This window comes from Novilysobacter antarcticus, assembly GCF_019802285.1.
Taxonomy (GTDB): Bacteria; Pseudomonadota; Gammaproteobacteria; order Xanthomonadales; family Xanthomonadaceae; genus Novilysobacter; species Novilysobacter antarcticus.
In genome coordinates this window covers 494,434-513,325 of sequence record NZ_JAIEUJ010000002.1, presented here as the reverse complement: position 1 = coordinate 513,325, position 18,892 = coordinate 494,434, and the positions used below count along the sequence as shown (strand labels likewise).

Annotated in this window: 17 protein-coding genes; 7 read left to right on the top strand and 10 right to left on the bottom strand. The window is 67.3% G+C overall.

The window, feature by feature from the left end; genetic code table 11:
- The first annotated feature begins 7 nt into the window (after nucleotides 1-7).
- Together ubiH and KZ491_RS07130 are read left to right on the top strand one after the other, a co-directional pair.
- Entirely contained in the window at nucleotides 8-1,336 is a 1,329-nt protein-coding gene (gene ubiH / locus KZ491_RS07135) for a 2-octaprenyl-6-methoxyphenyl hydroxylase (protein WP_222565143.1), read from the top strand.
- Entirely contained in the window at nucleotides 1,333-2,547 is a 1,215-nt protein-coding gene (locus KZ491_RS07130; RefSeq protein WP_222565142.1) for an FAD-dependent oxidoreductase, read from the top strand. Before ubiH ends, KZ491_RS07130 begins: the two co-directional genes overlap by 4 nt.
- A 28-nt stretch (nucleotides 2,548-2,575) precedes the next feature.
- Here the strand turns inward: KZ491_RS07130 and KZ491_RS07125 are convergent, their stop codons facing one another.
- The 4 genes from KZ491_RS07125 to KZ491_RS07110 form a co-directional block, all read right to left on the bottom strand.
- On the bottom strand, nucleotides 2,576-3,328 hold the full coding sequence (locus KZ491_RS07125) for an EF-hand domain-containing protein (RefSeq protein WP_222565521.1): 753 nt from the start codon (nucleotides 3,326-3,328) through the stop codon (nucleotides 2,576-2,578).
- A gap of 115 nt (nucleotides 3,329-3,443) precedes the next feature.
- Nucleotides 3,444-4,517, bottom strand: coding sequence for a 23S rRNA (cytidine(2498)-2'-O)-methyltransferase RlmM (gene rlmM, locus KZ491_RS07120; protein WP_043959343.1), 1,074 nt, complete (start codon nucleotides 4,515-4,517; stop codon nucleotides 3,444-3,446).
- A gap of 2 nt (nucleotides 4,518-4,519) precedes the next feature.
- Nucleotides 4,520-5,095 carry a nucleoside deaminase gene (locus tag KZ491_RS07115; RefSeq protein ID WP_222565520.1) on the bottom strand — a complete coding sequence of 192 codons (576 nt, stop codon included), beginning with the start codon at nucleotides 5,093-5,095 and terminating at the stop codon, nucleotides 4,520-4,522.
- 50 nt (nucleotides 5,096-5,145) lie between these two features.
- Complete coding sequence (locus tag KZ491_RS07110; protein WP_222565141.1) at nucleotides 5,146-6,900, bottom strand: glutamine--tRNA ligase/YqeY domain fusion protein; 1,755 nt, start codon at nucleotides 6,898-6,900, stop codon at nucleotides 5,146-5,148.
- Between the two features lie 130 nt (nucleotides 6,901-7,030).
- Between KZ491_RS07110 and KZ491_RS07105 the strand changes: the two genes are divergently transcribed.
- Entirely contained in the window at nucleotides 7,031-7,300 is a 270-nt protein-coding gene (locus KZ491_RS07105; RefSeq protein WP_222565140.1) for a putative signal transducing protein, read from the top strand.
- Nucleotides 7,301-7,328: 28 nt separating this feature from the next.
- Here KZ491_RS07105 and oxyR read toward each other — a convergent pair whose 3' ends face one another.
- From oxyR to ahpC, 3 genes are all read right to left on the bottom strand, one after another.
- A complete protein-coding gene (gene oxyR / locus KZ491_RS07100; RefSeq protein WP_222565139.1) occupies nucleotides 7,329-8,243 on the bottom strand; it encodes a DNA-binding transcriptional regulator OxyR in 915 nt (304 codons plus the stop codon).
- Between the two features lie 57 nt (nucleotides 8,244-8,300).
- Complete coding sequence (ahpF, locus tag KZ491_RS07095; protein WP_222565138.1) at nucleotides 8,301-9,914, bottom strand: alkyl hydroperoxide reductase subunit F; 1,614 nt, start codon at nucleotides 9,912-9,914, stop codon at nucleotides 8,301-8,303.
- Between the two features lie 327 nt (nucleotides 9,915-10,241).
- Nucleotides 10,242-10,805: an alkyl hydroperoxide reductase subunit C gene (gene ahpC / locus KZ491_RS07090; protein WP_222565137.1), complete on the bottom strand. Its 564-nt coding sequence runs from the start codon at nucleotides 10,803-10,805 to the stop codon at nucleotides 10,242-10,244.
- Between the two features lie 313 nt (nucleotides 10,806-11,118).
- Here ahpC and prmC point away from each other — a divergent pair, with 313 nt between their 5' ends.
- Nucleotides 11,119-11,943: a peptide chain release factor N(5)-glutamine methyltransferase gene (prmC, locus tag KZ491_RS07085; protein ID WP_222565136.1), complete on the top strand. Its 825-nt coding sequence runs from the start codon at nucleotides 11,119-11,121 to the stop codon at nucleotides 11,941-11,943.
- Nucleotides 11,944-12,015: 72 nt separating this feature from the next.
- Nucleotides 12,016-12,960: a prolyl aminopeptidase gene (pip, locus tag KZ491_RS07080; RefSeq protein ID WP_222565135.1), complete on the top strand. Its 945-nt coding sequence runs from the start codon at nucleotides 12,016-12,018 to the stop codon at nucleotides 12,958-12,960.
- Nucleotides 12,961-12,997: 37 nt separating this feature from the next.
- Here the strand turns inward: pip and KZ491_RS07075 are convergent, their stop codons facing one another.
- From KZ491_RS07075 to KZ491_RS07065, 3 genes are read right to left on the bottom strand one after another with little or no spacing between them, the layout of a single operon-like run.
- Nucleotides 12,998-13,552, bottom strand: coding sequence for an NUDIX hydrolase (locus KZ491_RS07075; protein ID WP_222565134.1), 555 nt, complete (start codon nucleotides 13,550-13,552; stop codon nucleotides 12,998-13,000).
- A 33-nt stretch (nucleotides 13,553-13,585) separates the two neighbouring features.
- Nucleotides 13,586-14,527: a 5'-3' exonuclease gene (locus tag KZ491_RS07070; RefSeq protein ID WP_246606608.1), complete on the bottom strand. Its 942-nt coding sequence runs from the start codon at nucleotides 14,525-14,527 to the stop codon at nucleotides 13,586-13,588.
- Nucleotides 14,524-15,144, bottom strand: a complete 621-nt coding sequence (locus KZ491_RS07065) for a nitroreductase family protein (RefSeq protein ID WP_222565132.1) — start codon at nucleotides 15,142-15,144, stop codon at nucleotides 14,524-14,526. The genes KZ491_RS07070 and KZ491_RS07065 overlap by 4 nt, the downstream gene beginning before the upstream one ends.
- Nucleotides 15,145-15,250: 106 nt before the next feature.
- Between KZ491_RS07065 and KZ491_RS07060 the strand changes: the two genes are divergently transcribed.
- Nucleotides 15,251-17,614 carry a DUF1631 family protein gene (locus tag KZ491_RS07060; protein WP_222565131.1) on the top strand — a complete coding sequence of 788 codons (2,364 nt, stop codon included), beginning with the start codon at nucleotides 15,251-15,253 and terminating at the stop codon, nucleotides 17,612-17,614.
- 107 nt (nucleotides 17,615-17,721) lie between these two features.
- A complete protein-coding gene (locus KZ491_RS07055) occupies nucleotides 17,722-18,885 on the top strand; it encodes an NAD(P) transhydrogenase subunit alpha (RefSeq protein ID WP_222565130.1) in 1,164 nt (387 codons plus the stop codon).
- Nucleotides 18,886-18,892 lie beyond the last annotated feature (7 nt).

Below are 18,892 nucleotides of genomic sequence, written 5' to 3'. Positions count from 1 at the left end.
TAGCGCAATGGCCGCATCGTCCCGATCCCTCGAATCCGCACCCCTTCCCGGCGACGCTGCGGATAGTTCCGGCGACGTCGCTGTGGCGACGTCCTCCGAGCCGGTCATCCATGACGTGCTGATCATCGGCGGCGGGCTGGTGGGGTCCAGCCTGGCCATCGCCCTGGAGCCGCTGGGGCTCAATGTCGGGCTGGTGGAAGCGGTAGCTCCCGGTCCGTCCGATGCCAGCGTGTTCGACCAGCGCAACCTCAGCTTTGCCGAGGCGACCGTGAACGCCCTGACCGCGCTGCGCGTGATGCAGAAGCTTGCCTCGCCGGGCGGAGCAATCAAGCGGATCCATGTCAGTCGTCGGGGCGACTTCGGCCGCAGCGTGTTGAAAGCGGGCGACCACGGTCGCAGCGAATTCGGCCGGGTGGTGGTCGCGCGGGACTTCGGAGATGCGCTGGAGAAACGGCTGGCCGACCTGGAGCGGCTACACCGGTACCGCCCGGCGCGGTTTCTGGGATTCGCCGACACGCCAAACTCCGACTGCCGGGCCGTGAAGCTGGCCGACGCGGACGGTGAGCGAACCGTGTTGGCTCGCCTGGTCGTTGGCGCCGACGGCACCCGAAGTGCGGTGCGTGCCGCACTGGGCATCGGCACCAACGAGCACGACTACCGGCAAACGCTTTTTGTCACCCGGCTGCGAACCGATCGCGCTCCCGATGGCACTGCCTTCGAGCGCCTGGGCGATGACGGTCCAACCGCATTGCTGCCCCGCGGCGACCGCCATTACGGGCTTGTCCACGCCGTTGCGCGTGAAGAGGCCGAGGCCGTCGCAGCGCTGGATGAAGCCGGCTTTCTGCGGCGTGTCCAAGAGGCGTTCGGGTGGCGCGCAGGCCGGTTCCTGTCCTGCGGTCCGCGGGTGGCCTACCCGCTGGTGCGCGTGCTGGCCGATCGACTGGTCGCCGAGCGCGCCGTGCTGGTCGGGAACGCCGCCCAGACCATCCATCCGCTGGGCGCGCAGGGCTTCAACCTTGGCCTGCGCGATGCGTTGACCCTTGCCGAAAAGATCAGTGCCTCCGGCGACGGATCTGCCCACGTCGATTGCGGTGACGCGGATCTGCTGTCCGCGTATGTCACCGCGCGCGCGGACGACCGGCGCCGAACGTTGGCGTTCTCGGACGGGCTGGCGCGTTTGACCGCCAACCCCGCCGAGCTGCTGCGGCCGCTTCGGAGTATCGGCCTCCTGGCGATTGACCGCGTGCCGTCGTTGCAGGCCGAGGTGGTGGCTGGAGCACTGGGCTACCGGGCCAATGTGCCTGCCCTGTGCCGTCCGGAAGGGATGCGGCCATGAGCCGGCGAGGCGTACTGGATGCGGTGGTAGTAGGCGCCGGGGTAGTGGGTACCGCGGCGGCGCTTGGCCTTGCGCGGCAGGGTTTGCAGGTCGCGCTGGTCGAGGGCCGCGAGCCGTCGTCGTGGCGCCACGACGTGCCGGATCTGCGCGTGTTCGCCGTTGCCCCTGACAACATCGCCCTGCTGGAACGGCTGGGGGTATGGGAGGCGATCCTCAGTGCCCGGGCCCAGCCGTATCGAAACATGCGGGTGTGGGATGCGGCGGGCGGCGGCGAGCTCGTTTTCGACGCGGACCGTCTGGGTCGGCGCGAGCTGGGCTGGATCGTCGAGAACGGGCTGTTGATCGATCGGCTCTGGAAGGCCGCGCTGGGCGCCGGGGTGGAGCTGCATTGCCCCGACAAACTCATCGCGCGGGAGGTCAGCGAAGACGGACGCAGTGAGGTCCTGACGCTGGCATCGGGAGAGCGGTTGCGCGCCCGGCTGGTGGTGGCGGCCGACGGCGCCGACTCCCCTCTGCGGCAGATGGCCGGAATCGACGCCCCACGCCACGAGTATGGCCAGCGCGGCCTGGTCGGCTTCATCCGCCACAGCCGATCGCACCAATCCACCTGCTGGCAGCGCTTTCTCCCCGGCGGTCCGTTGGCGTTCCTGCCATTTGCCGATGCGGATGACGGAAGCCCACGCAGTTCGATTGTCTGGAGCTTGCCGGACAAGGACGCCGAACGCCTGTTGGCGGTCGATGACGATGCGTTCCTGGCCGAATTGGCGCGCGCATTCGACGGGCCACTGGGCGAACTGACCGGCGTATCGCGCAGGGCCGCGTTTCCGTTGCGCCGGCAGCTGGCGGCGACCCAGCTCAGCGGCCGCATGGTCCTGGTTGGCGATGCTGCCCACGCCGTCCACCCCTTGGCGGGGCAGGGGGTCAATCTGGGGCTGCGCGACATCAATGCATTGCTCGCGACCCTATCGCAATCCGGCCCACGCGATGGCGCGCGACGGGATGACGATGTCGGCGCATCGCACCGGTTGAAGCGCTGGAACCGCCAGCGCCGGAGCGATGCTGCCGTATCGGCCTACGCGTTCGAGGCGATCAACCGGGTGTTTTCCAATGATGCGGTGGTGCCGACCCTGATGCGCGGCCACTTGCTGGGGCTGGCGGGTCGGACGCCATCGATGACCCGTGCCCTGTGGCGTCACGCGGCCGGGCTCTAAGTTTCCCGGGAGCGGTGCGCCAGAGTCGTCACTGAGTCCAGCCTTCCAGCTCGGTTTTGCTGAGCTTGCCGTCGTGGTTGGCATCGACCGCCTTGTACTCCGCGGTCAGGGTCGGGTTGGTCGAGGCTTCGCTGGTGTCGATCACGCCATCCTTGTTCGTGTCGAGGGCAGCAAAGTCGACGTGGTAGTCACCCACGATTGAATCGGGGTGCTTGGAGACGATGGTCACCTCCGGTTTGACGACTTCGGTAACCACAAGGACCTCCGATTCCGGCGGCGCCGCAGACATGGCTGCGGCATCCTCGGCCGCGGCGACGGCAGCGGACGCATTGGCGGCCGCATCGGCAGAGAGGTTGCCTGCGAGCTCGGCCGTGGTCGCCGCATCACGTGCCTCGGCGACTGCACGATCGGGCTGGTTGCCGAGCTCCGCGGCGGTCTTGGCTCCCAACGCCTCGTTCGCAGCGTTGCCGGCCGCGTTGGACGTCTGGCGCGCCTCGATGGCCGACTGGTCGGCGACCGAGGCTGCATCGGCGGCAATCGCCGCGCCTTCCGCGGTGAGTGCGCCGGCTTCCATGAACCTGGCTTCGCGCGCGGCGTCGCGCGCAACCTCAGCCGCCTCCTTGGCTGCGTGTGCGTCGTCGACCGCCTGTTCCGCTGCATTGGCAGCGTCGACCTTGGATTGGGGGTCAAGCCTGGCATCCTGCGCATCTGCGGTGGCGGTGGCGAAGGCGCCCAGTGCCGCCACGAGCGCCAAGCCGAGCAGGGTCGCTTGCATCTTCATGGTGCCACCTCACAGTCTGCGGGTAAGGCGGAAAGCGTGCGGCGACGCCGGTTAATCCGACGTCAATAAACAGCCGGCTTCCCTGAACCAACCCAGCGACGGGTGGTACCGCTCGTCAGCGCGATGGCATCGCCAGCACCGTGATTTCCTCGCGGTCGTGGTACAGCTGGCGCGCGCGGATGGTCATCGGCCGGTGAGTCTGCAGCTCGAAGGCCTCCAGGCAGATGCGCGTTTCCTCCCAGCGCTTCTTCATCGGCAGCTTCAGGTTGAACACCGCCTGTTTGCACCAGCCCTCACGAAACCAGGTCGCCATACGGTCGGCGACCTTGCGCGGCTGCTCGACCATGTCGCAGACCATCCAGTCGACCGGACGCCGCGGTTGCCACTGGAAGCCGTCCGCCCTGACGTGCTCCACCCGCCCGCTGTCGAGCAGCTGCTCACGCATCGGGCCGTTGTCCACTGCGGTGACCAGCATGCCGTGGCGCATCAGCACCCAGCTCCAGCCCCCGGGCGCGGCGCCCAGATCGGCCGCCTGCATGTTGTCGCGCAGCAGGATTCCGCGTTCGCGCTCGTCCAGCAGGGTCATGAACGCTTCCTCGAGTTTCAGCGCGGAACGGCTTGGCGCCTCGGCGTGCATGCGCAGGCGCGGAATGCCCAGCGGCCAGGGTGAGCTGTCGCGCGGATCGCTGGTGGCCAACACGACGTGATGCCCGCCGAGGAAGGCGACATGCAGCCGCGGCCTGCGCGGGTCGTCCTTCGCGCTCAACCAGCCGCCCTTGCGCAGGTTGGGCCGCAGCGCGTTGCCGAAGCTGCGGGCCAGTCCGGCCAGGGTCTTGCCGTCGTCGGAATCGGGGTGCTCCACCCACAGCTCACCGAACATGCCCGGAGCCACTTCGCCCTGCTCGTGCAGCGCATCCAGCGCCTGCATGATGGGGGTAATGCGGTCGCTCGGGTTCAAGCCGGGCAGGTCGGCCAGTCGCAGCAGCTTCTGGCGGGCGAATACGATCCGCTCCAGCGGCAACGCCGTCGCCAGCGCACGCGCTTCGGAGGCGATGAATTCGACGTAGCCGTTGCCGCGTTCGGCGCGCGCATAGCCCGGGTGGCCTGCCAGGGCGGCGCGTTCGGTGAGTTCGGCCGCCAGTTCGGGTTCAAAGCCGGCGCGGCACCAGCAAAACAGGGCATCGGTCATCGTCAGTAGCCCGCCCCGCCGGATCGCGCATAGTCCTTCAGTACTGCACACGCCGCGTCGCGGTGCAGGTCGCGCACGACGTCAATCCCGCGCTTGGCCAATTCGCCAGTCCAGTCGTCCGGCAACGGACCTTCGTCGAACTCGGTAAACGCTTCCACGTCTTCACTGCGGGCACCGATCAGCAGCCGGTCCACGCCCGCCCAGATGGTCGCGCCATAGCATTGGCAACACGGCTGGGCGGACGTCGCCAGGGTCACAGGTCCGGCGCTGACGCCGGGTTCGATCTCGTTCAGGCGGCTGCGCTGGGTGCGTTGCTGGGCCAGCATGTAGGCCATGGTCTCGGCATGGGCCAGCGAGCAGGTTTGCGGGATTACCCGGTTGACGCCGACGGAGATGATGCGGTCATCCGGGCCGAACACCGCCGCGCCGAACGGGCCGCCGCTGCGCGCTTCAATGTTGCGTGCCGACAGCTCGATTGCCAGGGCCACCTTCGCCTCGTCCCCCGGATAGGGGGCAGTGGTGTCGATGCCCTCGTGGATCCACGCGGGCAAGGTCAGGTGCACCTGGGCGTACAGCATTGGCTGGGTCTCCTTGGAAGGCTGCGCAGGGTGCTGCAGCCGTGAATCGGTCACGCCTTGGCCGCCCAGATGTCGCGCAAGGTGACGCTACGGTTGAACACCGGGCGCGCCGGCGTGTGGTCGTGGCGATCGGCGATGAAATAACCCAGGCGTTCGAACTGCCAGGACTGCTCGGGCTTCGCATCCGCTGCGGCCGGTTCGATATACCCGCTGACGGTGCGGCGCGATTCGGGATTGAGGTGGTCCTCGTAGGACTTGCCGTCGCTGTCGTCGTCGGGATCGGCGACCGAGAAAAGGCGATCGTACAGGCGGAACTCGGTGGCCACGGCGTGCTCGGCGCTGACCCAGTGGATGGTGCCCTTGATCTTGCGGTTGGCGCCTTCCATGCCCGGGCGCGATTCCGGGTCGAGCGTGCAACGCAGCTCGCTGACGTTGCCGTCCGCGTCCTTGATGACTTCCTCGCAACGCATGATGCCGGCGCCGCGCAGGCGAACTTCGCCACCGGGAACCAGGCGCTTGAAACCCTTCGGCGGCACCTCGGCGAAATCGTCGCGCTCGATCCACAGGCCATTGGAGAAGGGCACCTGGCGCCTGCCGAAGGACTCGTCCTTGGGATGGTTGGGGAACTCCAGCGATTCGCTGTGACCGGCCTCCAGATTGGTGAGCGTCACCTTCAGCGGGTCGATTACCGCCATGCGGCGCGCAGCACTGACGTCCAGGTCCTCGCGCAGGCAGCCTTCCAGTACCGAGAAATCAATCACCGAGTTCACTTTGCTGACGCCCAGGCGATCAACGAACAGGCGCAGCGATGCGGGCGTGTAGCCGCGGCGGCGCAGACCCAGCAGCGTGGGCATGCGCGGATCGTCCCAGCCGTCCACCAGACCTGACTGCACCAGCGCCATCAACTTGCGCTTGCTCATCACGGTGTAGTTGATGTTGAGCCGCGAGAACTCGATCTGGCGCGGCTTGGCCGCCTCCAGCGGCATGCCCTTCGCGGCCAGCGGCTGCAGCAGCGCGGGGTTGCCGGCGAGGTCGACCTTGTCCACGCACCAGTCGTACAGCGGCCGATGGTCTTCGAACTCCAGCGTGCACAACGAGTGGGTGATGCCTTCCACGGCGTCGCCCAACGCGTGGGCGTAGTCGTACATCGGGTAGATGCACCAGGCGTCGCCGGTGTTCTGGTGGGCCATGTGGCGGATGCGGTAGATCGCCGGATCGCGCAGGTTGATGTTGCCGCTGGCCATGTCGATCTTTGCCCGCAGCGTGTGCGCGCCTTCGGCGAACTCGCCGGCGCGCATGCGCCGGAACAGGTCGAGGTTTTCCTCGACGCTGCGGTTGCGCCACGGCGATTCGCGGCCCGGCTCGGTCAGGGTGCCGCGGTACTCGCGCACCTGCTCGGCGGTGAGGTCGCAGACAAACGCGTCGCCCTGCTGGATCAGCTTCTCGGCGCCCAGGTAGAAGACCTCGAAGTAGTCCGAGGAATGACGCAGCTCGTTCCACTCATAGCCCAGCCAGCGCACGTCCTCCTGGATGGCGGTGACGTACTCCATGTCCTCGCGCGAGGGGTTGGTGTCGTCCATGCGCAGGTTGCACACACCGCCGAATTCTTCGGCGATGCCGAAGTCCAGACAGATCGCCTTGGCGTGGCCGATGTGCAGGTAGCCATTGGGCTCGGGCGGGAAGCGGGTCTTGATCGCCGTGTGCTTGCCGCTGGCGATGTCGTCGCGGACGATCTGGCGGACGAAGTCCTGCTTGATCGGCGCGTCGGCCGAAGGGATGGATGCAGAGGCGGTCGAGTCGGACATGCGGCGCAGGATCGGCGTTGGGAAGCAACCAGTCTAGCCGGTGTCGCTGATCTGCTGGCACCTCACACGCGGCCGCGTATGGTGGATGGATGCAAAGCCATCTTTCTTCCCGCCCCGGAGCACGCCGATAATGCGAGTGGTCTATGAAGCCGCCGGGATCATCGATGCCCACCTGGTGCGCCATGCGCTGGAAGCGGCCGACATCCCGGTATTCGTCAAGGGCGAGGCCCTGCTGGGGGGCATGGGCGAGTTGCCGATGTTCGGCCTGGTGCAAGTGTGCGTGCCCGAGGCGGCGTGGACGCAGGCGCGGGACGTGGTCGAGGCGCTGGGACTCGGCAATCCGGTCGCGCTGGAGGACGATCAGGACGGCTGGCTTGGTGGGACCGCCCCGGCGGTATGACTGTGTTCCCGCCCAGTGATCCGGGCTTCTAGAACTCCGCCGGCGCCTGCAGCAGGCTTGGTGGCAGCTCACGCAGCTGGCTGGCAATGCGCTCCAGCAACGATGCCATCGCCGAGCTCTTGCGCCAGACCATCGCAATCGTGCGGTGCGGCGACTCGCCCACGAACGGCAACAGCGCGATGTCCGGCGACGGCGGCACCGGTGGCTGCACCGACAGCGCGGGCAAGAGGGTCAATCCGACACCGGCGGCGACCATCTGCCGCAGGGTTTCCAGGCTGGTCGCGCGGAAACCGTCGCGCTCGCCCGCGCCGGCCAGCCGGCACACGTCGAGCGCCTGGTCGCGAAGGCAATGGCCTTCCTCCAGCAGCAGCAGCGGAACCTGGTCGAGGTCGTCCATGGCCAGCGATGTGCGTTCCGCCAGGCGATGTTGCCGCGGCACGGCGAGCAGAAAAGATTCCTCAAACAGGGTCTCGATGTGCAGCTGGTCATCGTGGATCGGCAGCGCCAGTAGCGCCGCGTCCAGCCGGCCTTCGCGCAGGCGCTCCAGCAGGGCGTCGGTCTTCTCCTCCACCAGCAGCATCTCCAGGCGGGGGAACTTCTCCCTCAGCCCCGGCAGCACGTGTGGCAGCAGGTAGGGCCCCAGCGTAGGGAACATGCCCAGCCGGATCGAGCCGGCATCGGGGTCCTGACTGCGCCGTGCGATCTCGGCCATCTGGTCGACGTCAGCCAGCACCCGCCGAGCGCGCTCGACGATGTCGCGTCCGACCGGGGTCAGCATCACCTTGCGCGGCGCGCGCTCCACCAGCGTCACCCCGAGCTCCTCTTCCAGTTTGCGGATCTGCGTGGACAGGGTCGGCTGGCTGACGAAGCTGGCCGCGGCCGCCCGGCCGAAGTGGCGGTGCTCGGCCAGGGCGACAAGGTACTTGAGGTCGCGAAGGTTCATCGAGGGATTCCAGGTCCGCTGCCGCCGGCCGATGGGCGCGGCGGCAACGGTCGGCCGTCAGGCCGCGGCGGTGTCCGCGGCCGCAGCCAGGGCTGCTGCGGCATCGGCCGGTACCGGCGTGCGGATCAGGTAGTCGAACGCGCTCAGCGCTGCGGTCGAGCCGGCGCCCATGGCGATCACGATCTGCTTGTAGGCGACGGTGGTGGCATCGCCGGCGGCAAACACGCCCGGCATCGAGGTCGCGCCCCGGTCATCGATGATGATCTCGCCGCGCGGTGACAGGTCCAGGTCGCCCTTCAACCATTCGGTATTGGGCAACAGGCCGATCTGGACGAAGATGCCGTCCAATGCCACGCGGTGGATATCGCCGCCCTCGCGATCCTTGTAGACCAGTCCGGTGACCTTCTTGCCATCACCCAGCACTTCGGTGCTCTGGGCACTGACGATGATGGTGACGTTGGGCAGGCTGCGCAGTTTGCGCTGGAGCACCTCGTCGGCACGCAGCTGGCTGTCGAACTCGATCAGGGTGACGTGGTTGACGACGCCGGCCAGGTCGATCGCGGCCTCGACGCCCGAGTTGCCGCCGCCGATCACCGCCACGTCCTTGCCCTTGTACAGCGGACCGTCGCAATGCGGGCAGTACGCCACGCCCTTGTTGCGGTATTCCTCCTCGCCGGGCACACCCATCTGGCGCCAGCGCGCGCCGGTGGCGAGGACCACGCTGCGCGACTTGAGCGACGCGCCATTGGCCAGTTGCACCTCAACCAGACCGCCGGGCTCGCTCGCCGGAACCAGCTTGGTCGCCTGCTGCAGGTTCATGATGTCCACGTCGTATTCGCGAACGTGCTGCTCCATGGCCACCGCGAACTTGGGGCCCTCGGTGTGCGGCACGGAGATGAAGTTCTCGATCGACATCGTGTCCAGCACCTGGCCGCCGAAGCGCTCGGCCACCACACCGGTACGGATGCCCTTGCGTGCCGCGTAGATGGCCGAAGCCGCCCCGGCCGGGCCGCCGCCGATCACCAGCACCTCGAAGGGCGCCTTGGTCTTGATCTCCTCGGCCATGCGCTTCTCCGCACCGGTGTCGAGCCGGGCAACGATCTGCTCAACCGTCATCCGACCCGTATCGAAGGCCTCGCCGTTGAGCAGGACGGTCGGCACCGACATGATCTCGCGGGTTTCCACCTCGTCCTGGAACAGCGCGCCATCAATGGCAACGTGGCGGATGGCGGGGTTCAGCACGCTCATCAGGTTCAGCGCCTGAACCGTGTCCGGGCAGCTCTGGCAGGACAGCGACATGAAGGTCTCGAAATTGAATTCGCCCTCCAGCTCGCGGACCTGCGTGGCCAGCTCGTCGCTGATCTTGCCGGGGTGGCCGCCGACCTGAAGCAGGGCCAGCACCAGGGAGGTGAACTCATGGCCCATCGGAATGGCCGCGAAGGAAATCCCGATATCGGTGCCCACGCGGTTGATCGCGAACGACGGCTTGCGCGACTGCGAGTCATCATCGCGGCGCAGCGTGATCTTGTCGGACATCGCGGCGATCTCGGTCAGCAGGGCGTGGAGCTCCTGCGATTTGGCGCCGTCGTCCAGACAAGCAACCAACTCGATCGGCTGGGTCACGTTTTCAAGGTAGGACTGCAACTGGGTCTTGAGGCTGTCATCGAGCATGGCAACGGCTCCAGTGAAATTTGGGGGGAAGGCGTGGAGATGCTTGCAGGAGCGGCCTGGGCCGGGGGAGGGGCCGGGGGGGGCGGTGAATATCCGTAAAAATATCCGTAAAACCAGCATCCGGCTCAGCCCAGGCCGCTTGTGCAAGCAACCACTGGGACGCAGAACGCACACCCGCCACGGTGGCGAGTGAGGTGGACGATCGGGAGAACCGATCGCTTCAGAGACCCCGGGTGGCGTGCACCCGGGACCCCCATGGTGCACCCGGGCGCGCACAGCGCCCGGGCTGACTCGGTGGCGACGTTGCAACGTCGCCGTAACAACGGCTTAGATCTTGCCAACCAGGTCCAGCGAAGGCGCAAGGGTCTTCTCGCCTTCCTTCCACTTGGCCGGGCAGACCTCGTTGGGGTGCGCGGCGACGTACTGGGCGGCCTTGACCTTGCGCAGCAGCTCGCTGGCGTCACGGCCGATGCCACCGGCGTTGATCTCGACGATCTGGATCTTGCCCTCGGTGTCGATCACGAAGGTGCCGCGGTCGGCCAAGCCGGCTTCCTCGATCATCACCTCGAAGTTGCGGGTGATCGCGCCGGTCGGGTCGCCGACCATCGTGTACTTGATCTTCTTGATCGAGTCGGACGTGTCGTGCCACGCCTTGTGCGAGAAGTGGGTGTCGGTGGAGACGCTGTAGATCTCGACGCCGAGCTTCTGGAACTCCTCGTACTTGTCGGCCAGGTCTTCCAGCTCGGTCGGGCAGACGAAGGTGAAGTTGGCCGGGTAGAAGAAGAACACCGACCACTTGCCCTTCAGGTCGGCCTCGGTGATTTCCTTGAATTCGCCGTTCTTGAACGCCTGGGCCTTGAACGGTTTGACTTCGGTATTGATCAGGGACATCGCTGGATCCTCTTGCAGTGGATGGGGAGAAGAAGCTACGACTCAAAGCTTAGTGCCGCCTATCTTATTAATCAAATCGATTGATGTGATTTATTCAATAGTCAAGCCCTATCGGTCGAGCGGTGGATTGAGCGAACAAACATCGCCTGGTGACGGCGATCCTTATGACATCGCGGCTCGGGTGACGCTTATCAACCCTCGATGACCGGCCCTGTAGCATCCTGATGGCGGCGAAGTGGGCTGCCTTATCATGGTCATCCACGGGCGGGGGGCGGATCAGGCGCTCGCGGCTTCCCAACGCTCGGTAGGGCATATGGCGCGAATCGATTCAATCCTGCGCGAGGCGCGCCGCGGCACGCAGCCGGGCGATGCGGAGTTGCTGCTGGCCCACACGCTTGGCCGCTCGCGCACGTGGCTGTACGCGCATGGCGACGAGGACCTCGACCAGGTCGCAGTGCAGCGTTTCAGCTTGCTGCTCGAGCGCCGGCGTGCCGGCGAGCCGATCGCTTACCTGACCGGCCAGCGGGGTTTCTGGCGCTTCGACCTGCGGGTAACCCCGGCGACGCTGATCCCGCGTGCGGAAACCGAGCTGCTGGTGGAGCAGGCGCTGGACCGCCTGCCGCAGGAGAAAGCACTGCGGGTGGTTGATCTGGGCACGGGCAGTGGCGCGGTCGCGCTCGCCGTGGCGATGGAGCGTCCGCTGGCCCGGGTGATCGCCACCGATGCCAGCGAAAGCGCGCTGGACGTGGCAGCCGGCAACGCCCGGACGCTGGGTCTGGAAAACGTGGAGTTCCGCCACGGTGACTGGCTGAAGCCACTGGCGGGCGACCGTTTCGACATGATTCTCAGCAATCCGCCCTACATCGCCGAGGAGGACGCGCATCTGGCCCAGGGCGATTTGCGCTTCGAGCCGCGCAGTGCGCTGGCCGCGGGTGCCGACGGTCTGGATGACATTCGCAGCATCGTCGACGGCGCACCGGAGCTGCTGGTGGCCGGTGGCTGGCTGCTGCTGGAGCACGGGCTGGACCAAGGCAGTGCGGTGCGTGCCCTGATGGTCGAGGCGGGCCTGGGCGAGGTGGAAACCGTGGTGGATCTGGAGCAGCGCGACCGGGTGAGCGTGGGTCGAGTCGCTGAATGACGTCGACCCGCTGCGCTGCGACTGCGGACGGCGCTGGGTAGAATTGCCCACCCACCCTGCGGCGGAGTCGCCATGCGCACCCTGTATCCCGAGATCCAGCCCTACGACACCGGCACGCTGGATGTAGACGAGCGGCACACGCTGTATTACGAGCAGTGCGGCAACCCTGACGGCAAGCCTGTGGTGCTGTTGCATGGTGGCCCGGGCGGGGGCTGCAGCGCTAAGATGCGCCGGTTCCATGACCCTGCGCGCTACCGCATCATCCTGTTTGACCAGCGCGGCAGCGGCCGTTCCACCCCCCATGCCGACCTCGTCGCCAACACCACCTGGCACCTGGTGGAGGACATCGAGAAGCTGCGGGTCAAGCTGGATATCGACAAATGGCAGGTCTTCGGCGGCAGCTGGGGTTCAACCCTGGCATTGGCCTATGCGCAGAAGCACCCCAAGCGCGTGACCGAACTGGTCCTGCGCGGCATTTTCATGCTGCGCCGCTGGGAGCTGGAGTGGTTCTACCAGGAAGGTGCCAGCCGTCTGTTCCCGGAGCCTTGGGAGCACTACCTGGAGGCGATCCCGGTCACCGAACGCCACGACATGATCAGTGCCTATCATCGCCGCCTGACCAGCAAGGACGAGGCCACCCAGCTCGCTGCGGCGAAGGCCTGGAGTGTCTGGGAGGGTGCGACCAGCTTCCTGCATATCGACGACGAATTCACCACCAGCCACGAGGATCCGAAGTTCGCGCTGGCGTTCGCGCGCATCGAGAATCATTACTTCGTCAATGGCGGCTTTCTTGAAGTCGACGACCAGTTGCTGCGCGACGCGGGTGCCATTGCGGACATTCCCGGAGTGATCGTGCATGGACGTTACGACGTGGTGTGCCCGGTGCAGAACGCCTGGGACCTGCACAAGGCCTGGCCGAAGGCGACGCTGGCCATCTCGCCGGCTTCGGGGCATTCGGCCTTCGAGGCTGAGAACGTCGACTCGCTGGTGCGCGCCACCGACGGGTTCGCCGGCTGAGGCCGCTGTGCCTGCCGCGTCCGGCGGTCACTGACCGTCAGGGCGCGACGGGCGATCCGTCCGGGTCGCGGTCGATCATCCACAGTCCGCCCCACAGCTTCAGGTCCAGCTCGAACCCTTCGCGCTGCTTCTGCATCAGCCAGGCAGGCGCGCGCTCACGCGGTACGTGGTGGACGGTGATGTCCTCATTGCCCACGCCGCCGCCTTCGCCGACCTTGACCAGGTCGCGGGCGCGCACATAGGCGATGCGCTCGTTGCTCATTCCCGACGAAGTCGGGCCGACCAGCAGCACCTCAAGCCTGCGGGGCTCCCATCCGGTTTCCTCGATCAGCTCGCGATGCGCTGCGGCGACCAGCGTGTCGGATGTGTCGTCATCGCCGACCAGACCGGCCGGCATCTCGATGGTGCGCGCACCCAGTGGCACCCGGAACTGCTCCACGAACAAAACCTCGTCGGCCGGGGTCACGGCGATGATGATCACCGCCATGCCCTTGCCGTGGGTCCGCTCGACGTATTCCCAGCGGCCGCGGCGCAACATCCGCAGCCACTTGCCGTCGTAGATTGTTTCAACGGGTTTTTCGTGATCGTCCATGGGCCCGATGCTAAACCTTCTCGGCGGCCTTGTTCACGCGCCGGGATTGAACTCCAGGCCTGCCACGCCATACAGCCGGCGCCGGGTCATCGGACCGAACCGGACGCGCTCGCACAGCGCGTGCAGGCGGCCCGGCTCGGCGGACCGGCGCACAAAGTGGCTGTCGGCATCGTCCAGGGCCACGTCGCAGGCCACCGTGGAAAGTTGGCGGCACAGCAGCGCAAGGTCGCGATGCTCGCGCAATCGGGCCGCACAGGACGCCGCGCCGCGCAGGCGCAGATAGGGCACCTCGTCGATGCGATCCAGCAGCGCGTCCAGGCTGCCGAAATGGGCCAGCAGGGCGGCCGCGGTCTTTGCACCGATGCCCGGCACCCCGGGAATGTTGTCGACCGCATCGCCGGTCAGCGCCAGGTAATCGGCCATCTGGGCAGCCTCGACGCCATGCCGGGCAGGCACGCCGCTCGCACCCCAGCGCTGGCCGCGGGCGAAGTCCCACTGCTCGTCGTGATCGCCCAGCAACTGCGAGAGGTCCTTGTCGGCCGAGACGATGACCGAGCGGAACCGGTGCGCGCGGGCGCTCATGCAGGCACTGCCGATCAGGTCGTCCGCCTCGTACTCGCGATGCGAGAGCACGCTCAGTCCCAGCGCGGCGCACAGTTCGCGGCAGTGCACGAATTGCTGTTTCAGGGCTTCCGGAGCCGGTTCGCGGTTGGCCTTGTAGGCCGGGTAGATCGTATTGCGGAAGCACGAGTCGAGCGCCTCATCAAACGCCACCGCGATGTGCTGCGGTCGTGCACGATCGAGCAGTTCCAGCAGGAAACGGGCAAATCCGTGTACGGCATTGGTCGGCGAGCCGTCCGCACCGCGGAAATCATCGGGCATCGAGTGCCAGGCGCGGAACACGTACAGGCTGGCATCGACCAGGTAGAGGGTCGGCGTCGACGCGGGTGGCGTCGCCGGGACGGATTGGTTCAAGGCGTCCACTCGGACAGCAACGTCGCCGGGTCCGGGCGACGACGCCCCGGAATGTCCTGTGACGGGGTGCCCAGATGGATGAAGCCGATGACGTGCTCGTGGGCCTCCAGGCCGAGCATGGAAGCGACCCCGCGGTCGTAGGCCGCCCAGCCGGTCAGCCAGCAGCCACCGAACCCAGCGGCCTGGGCCGCCTGGAGCAGTGCAAAACCGGTGCAACCGGCGCTGAGAAGGCGCTCCTGCTCAGGAATCTTCGGGTCCGGGCCGAGCTGTGCCACCAGCACCACGATCAACGGCGCATGCAGGTAGCGGTCAAGGTCCTTGGCGATGACGCTTTCGCTGGCGTCGGCATCGGCCTCGCGGTGGCGCGCCGCCAGACGCTCGCCGAACACCCGGCGCGCATCGCCCCGCAAGGTCACGAAACGGAAAGGTTCGCGGATGCCGTGGTCGGGTACCCTCGTCGCGCTGGCCAGCAGCCGCAGCAGTGTCGCCGAGTCCGGTGCGGGTTCCTGCAGGCGCATGAAAGGCACCGAGCGCCGGGTATCGAGGTGGGCCAGGGCGGCGTCCAGCGCGTGACCGGGCGCCGCAAGTTGCTGCGGTACATCAGGTTTGGGGGTCATAAGTCACAGTTCAAACATTGGGCGGGAAAACCTGACCCATATTGCCACTATGCTCCTATACAGGTTTATGGACGGCACTCTGCGTCACCCCGGCTCTGGAGCACACGTGTCTATCCCATCCGTTCGCGGCTTCCATTCAACTCCGGTGGATCCCACACGGGTGCTTGAAGAGATCAAGCGCCTGGTGCTGGAGCGGCTGGCGGGTTTGCCGGGCGAATTCTATCCCGCGATCGATGTGGCCCTGGGCGCGATCGCGGTGGGCGGCGATGGCACGCACTTACCGCAGCTGGTCTATCAGAGCCAATCCGCACTGTGGGTACTGCGCCAACACCACGCCGCGCACGTAATGCGCTTTCGGCAGCGCATTGCGCAGGGGTTTGACGATTTCCGCCTGCTGCACGCCCGTGACAGCGTGGATGTACCACTTGGGCTGATCGACGAGGGCCAGATCGACTTCCATCTGGCGGGGCAGGCCTTGGCCGCCAGTCTGGATCATCGCCACAGCGCGAGCCTGGACATGATGGGTGCGCGGCTGGATATCCTCGCCGGCGCGCTGGGCGCGGAGCCATCCATGAATCCGCTGGGCCCGACCCGGCTGGCGATGGCCTTTGTTGACACCTTTGAAGACGAGCAGATCCCGGAACTGCTCCGGACGCTGCTGTTCGAGCATTACGCCAGGGCGCTGGAGAGTGTCCTCGGCGAACTCTACGACGCCGCCAATACGGTACTTGCGCGTGGCGGATATGGGCTGCCAGCCGCCCCCGATGCTCCCGCGGCAGCAGGTTCATCCGCGAACGCCGTCCAATCGGTGGGTGCAGGCCGTGGGGCTGGGCCGACGCCGTCAGGTGGCAACGAGGCAGGCGCGGGCGGCTGGGGCGCTGGCGCGGAGCATTACGGTTCGGGTCAGGGCGGGGCTTCCATTGGCGGAACGGGTGCGCCGGGGCACGCCGGGCATGGACATGGTCACGGTGGATCGGTTCCAGGTCAGGGCGGTTGGGGCGGCGGCGGGGCGGGATCGTCTGGCGCCGAAAACCCGACGCCGGCGGAGCTGAGCGAGCTGCGCAGCATGTTGCACGCCTGGCGCGAAGGCCGTCGCGGAGCAGCTTCCGCCCCCATGCAAGGTGCCTCGCCGACGGAGTCCGGAGGTCGACGGCAATTGCGCCTGGATGAGCTCGTCAACGTTGCATCACTCATGCAAGCCGAGCCGGCGGACGTGTTCGCCCGCGCCCTGGCCGGCTCCGGCAGCTTGGCGGGCGCGATCCGCGAGCAGCTCAATACCGGTTCGCGCCGTCTCGGCCTGGATCCGGAACAAATCAGTTTCAGCGCCGAGGACGAGGACGCGATCGACCTGGTCGGCCTGTTGTTCGACGCGCTGTTCGCCAGCCAGCAACTGCAGGACCGCGCACGACGGATGTACGCGCGTCTCGTGCTGCCTTACGTCAAGGTCGCGCTGACCGACCAGCAGCTGTTTGTCAGCCCGACCCACCCGGCACGGCGCCTCTTCGATGCCATCACCGAGGCCGTGGCGGGCAACGCCGGCAACACCCCGCAGGAGCGCGAATTGCTGGACCGGGCGACTTCCATCTCCCAGCGCGTGGTCGCCGAATACACCGAGGATCTGGTGATCTTCGAGACCGCGCACCGCGAGCTGGACGCCCTGCTGCAGCAGCAGCGCCGCCGGATCGAGCTGCAGGAAGAGCGTGCAGCGAAGGCAACCAACGGACGCGAACGGCTGAACCACGCCCGCGAGCAGGCAGATACCGTGCTCGCCAGGCGCCTTTCGGCACCGCCGCTGAGTCCGGCCATCGCCGAGTTCCTGCGCGGGTCCTGGCGCCATCACCTGGTCCAGACCTGGTTGCGCGACGGCGACGATCGCGAGCGTCTGGTCGACGCGGTGTCCCTCGGCGACGCCCTGGTTGCCGCGGACCGCCTCGCCGCCGAGGGCCGCGGCGCCGAACTGGCCGATCACCTGCTGGCATTGGAGCCGCGCATCGCCGAGTGCCTGGCCAGCTCCGGCCTGGACCAGACCGCCGCCGAACATGCGTTGGCGCTGCTGGTGAAGGGCCTGGTCTATCCGCACACACCGCGTGATCTGTATCCCCCGCCGCCGCGGGAGGAGCAGGACGATGACGACGAGCGCAGCCTGTGGCTGGACCCGCGCGGCGCAGCGCGCGCCACGCCGGCCCAGGTCGAGGAGCTGCGCGCACTGGAAGCTGGATCGTGGCTGCAGATCAGCGACCTGAAGGGCGAATCGCTCGCCGCGAAGATCGCCTGGGTCAGCCCGTTGAGCGATCGCCGGCTGCTGGTCAACCGCCGGGGTCTGCGCGTTCTTGTGGCCACGGTGGAGGAGCTGGCGGTCATGGCGGCCTCCGGCCGCCTGAAGGTCGGCTGCGAGCCCACCCCGTTCGAGCAGGCGATGCAGCACGTACGCGAGCAGCTTGACCGCGCCGCCAGCGCCCCCGCGCGCTGATCCACACCCACCGATTGCTGACACTCCGCACGACTGGGCTCTACCCCAGGTCGCACAAGCACCGGGGCATTCGCTAGGATGTTCTGAACCCCCAAAAGGAATGCCTGATGACGATCACCATCGGCGTCGCCCGCGAAACCGCGGCCGGCGAGCGTCGCGTTTCCCTGGTTCCCGAAACAGCAAAGAAGCTTGGCGCGCTGGGTGCGCAGCTGCGCATGGAGCGTGGCGCCGGCAGCGCGGCGGGCTTCACCGACGAGGCCTATGCCGCCGCCGGGGTCGAACTGGTCGCTGATGCCGCCAGCGCGCTCACCGGTGCGGACATCGTGCTGTGCGTGCAGAGCCCACCAACGCCGGTGCTGCAGACGTTGCGCTCGGGGACCGTGCTGGTAGGGCAGTTGGCGCCCGAGGCCGACGCCGCCCGGGGTGAGACGATCACCGCACGGCAGCTGCTCGCCTTTCCTCTGGAGCGCTTGCCGCGCACCACGCGTGCGCAGGCGATGGACGTACTCAGTTCCCAAGCCGGCATGGCCGGCTACAAGGCCGTGTTGCTGGGCGCCCAGTTGTCCCCCCGGTTCTTTCCGATGCTGACGACCGCGGCAGGCACCATCCGTCCCTCGCGTGTATTGGTGATCGGTGCCGGCGTTGCCGGCCTCCAGGCAGTCGCGACCGCGAAGCGACTGGGTGCACAGGTCGAGGGTTTCGACGTGCGCCCGGAGACCCGCGAGCAGATCGAGTCGCTGGGTGGAAAGTTCCTCGACCTGGGGGTTAGCGCGGCGGGGGAGGGCGGTTACGCGCGCCAGCTCACCGAAGAGGAGCGCGCCGAGCAGCAGCGCAGGCTGGGTGAACATCTCAAGCTCGTCGACGTGGTGGTGACCACGGCTGCGGTACCGGGCAGGCCGGCGCCCAAGATCCTCACCGCCGCGATGGTGGCGGGGATGCGGCCGGGCAGCGTTATCGTCGATCTGGCCGCGGAGACCGGCGGCAACTGCGAATCCACCCGCCCCGGCGAGACGGTAGCGGTAGGCGGCGTCACGGTGGCAGGACCGCTGAACCTGCCCAGCAGCGGCGCCACCCACGCCAGTGAGATGTTTGCCCGCAACGTCCTCAATTTTGTCAGCCTGTTCGTTCGCGACGGGGCCATCGATTTTGACTGGACCGACGAGTTGCTCGCGAAGACCGTGTGGCCTGCGCGTCCCGTTGCAGAGTCCGCGACGCCCGAGCCCGCGACGCCACCCCAAGCTCCCGGAACCGGGCGACCAACCAGCGCCTAGCCACGGT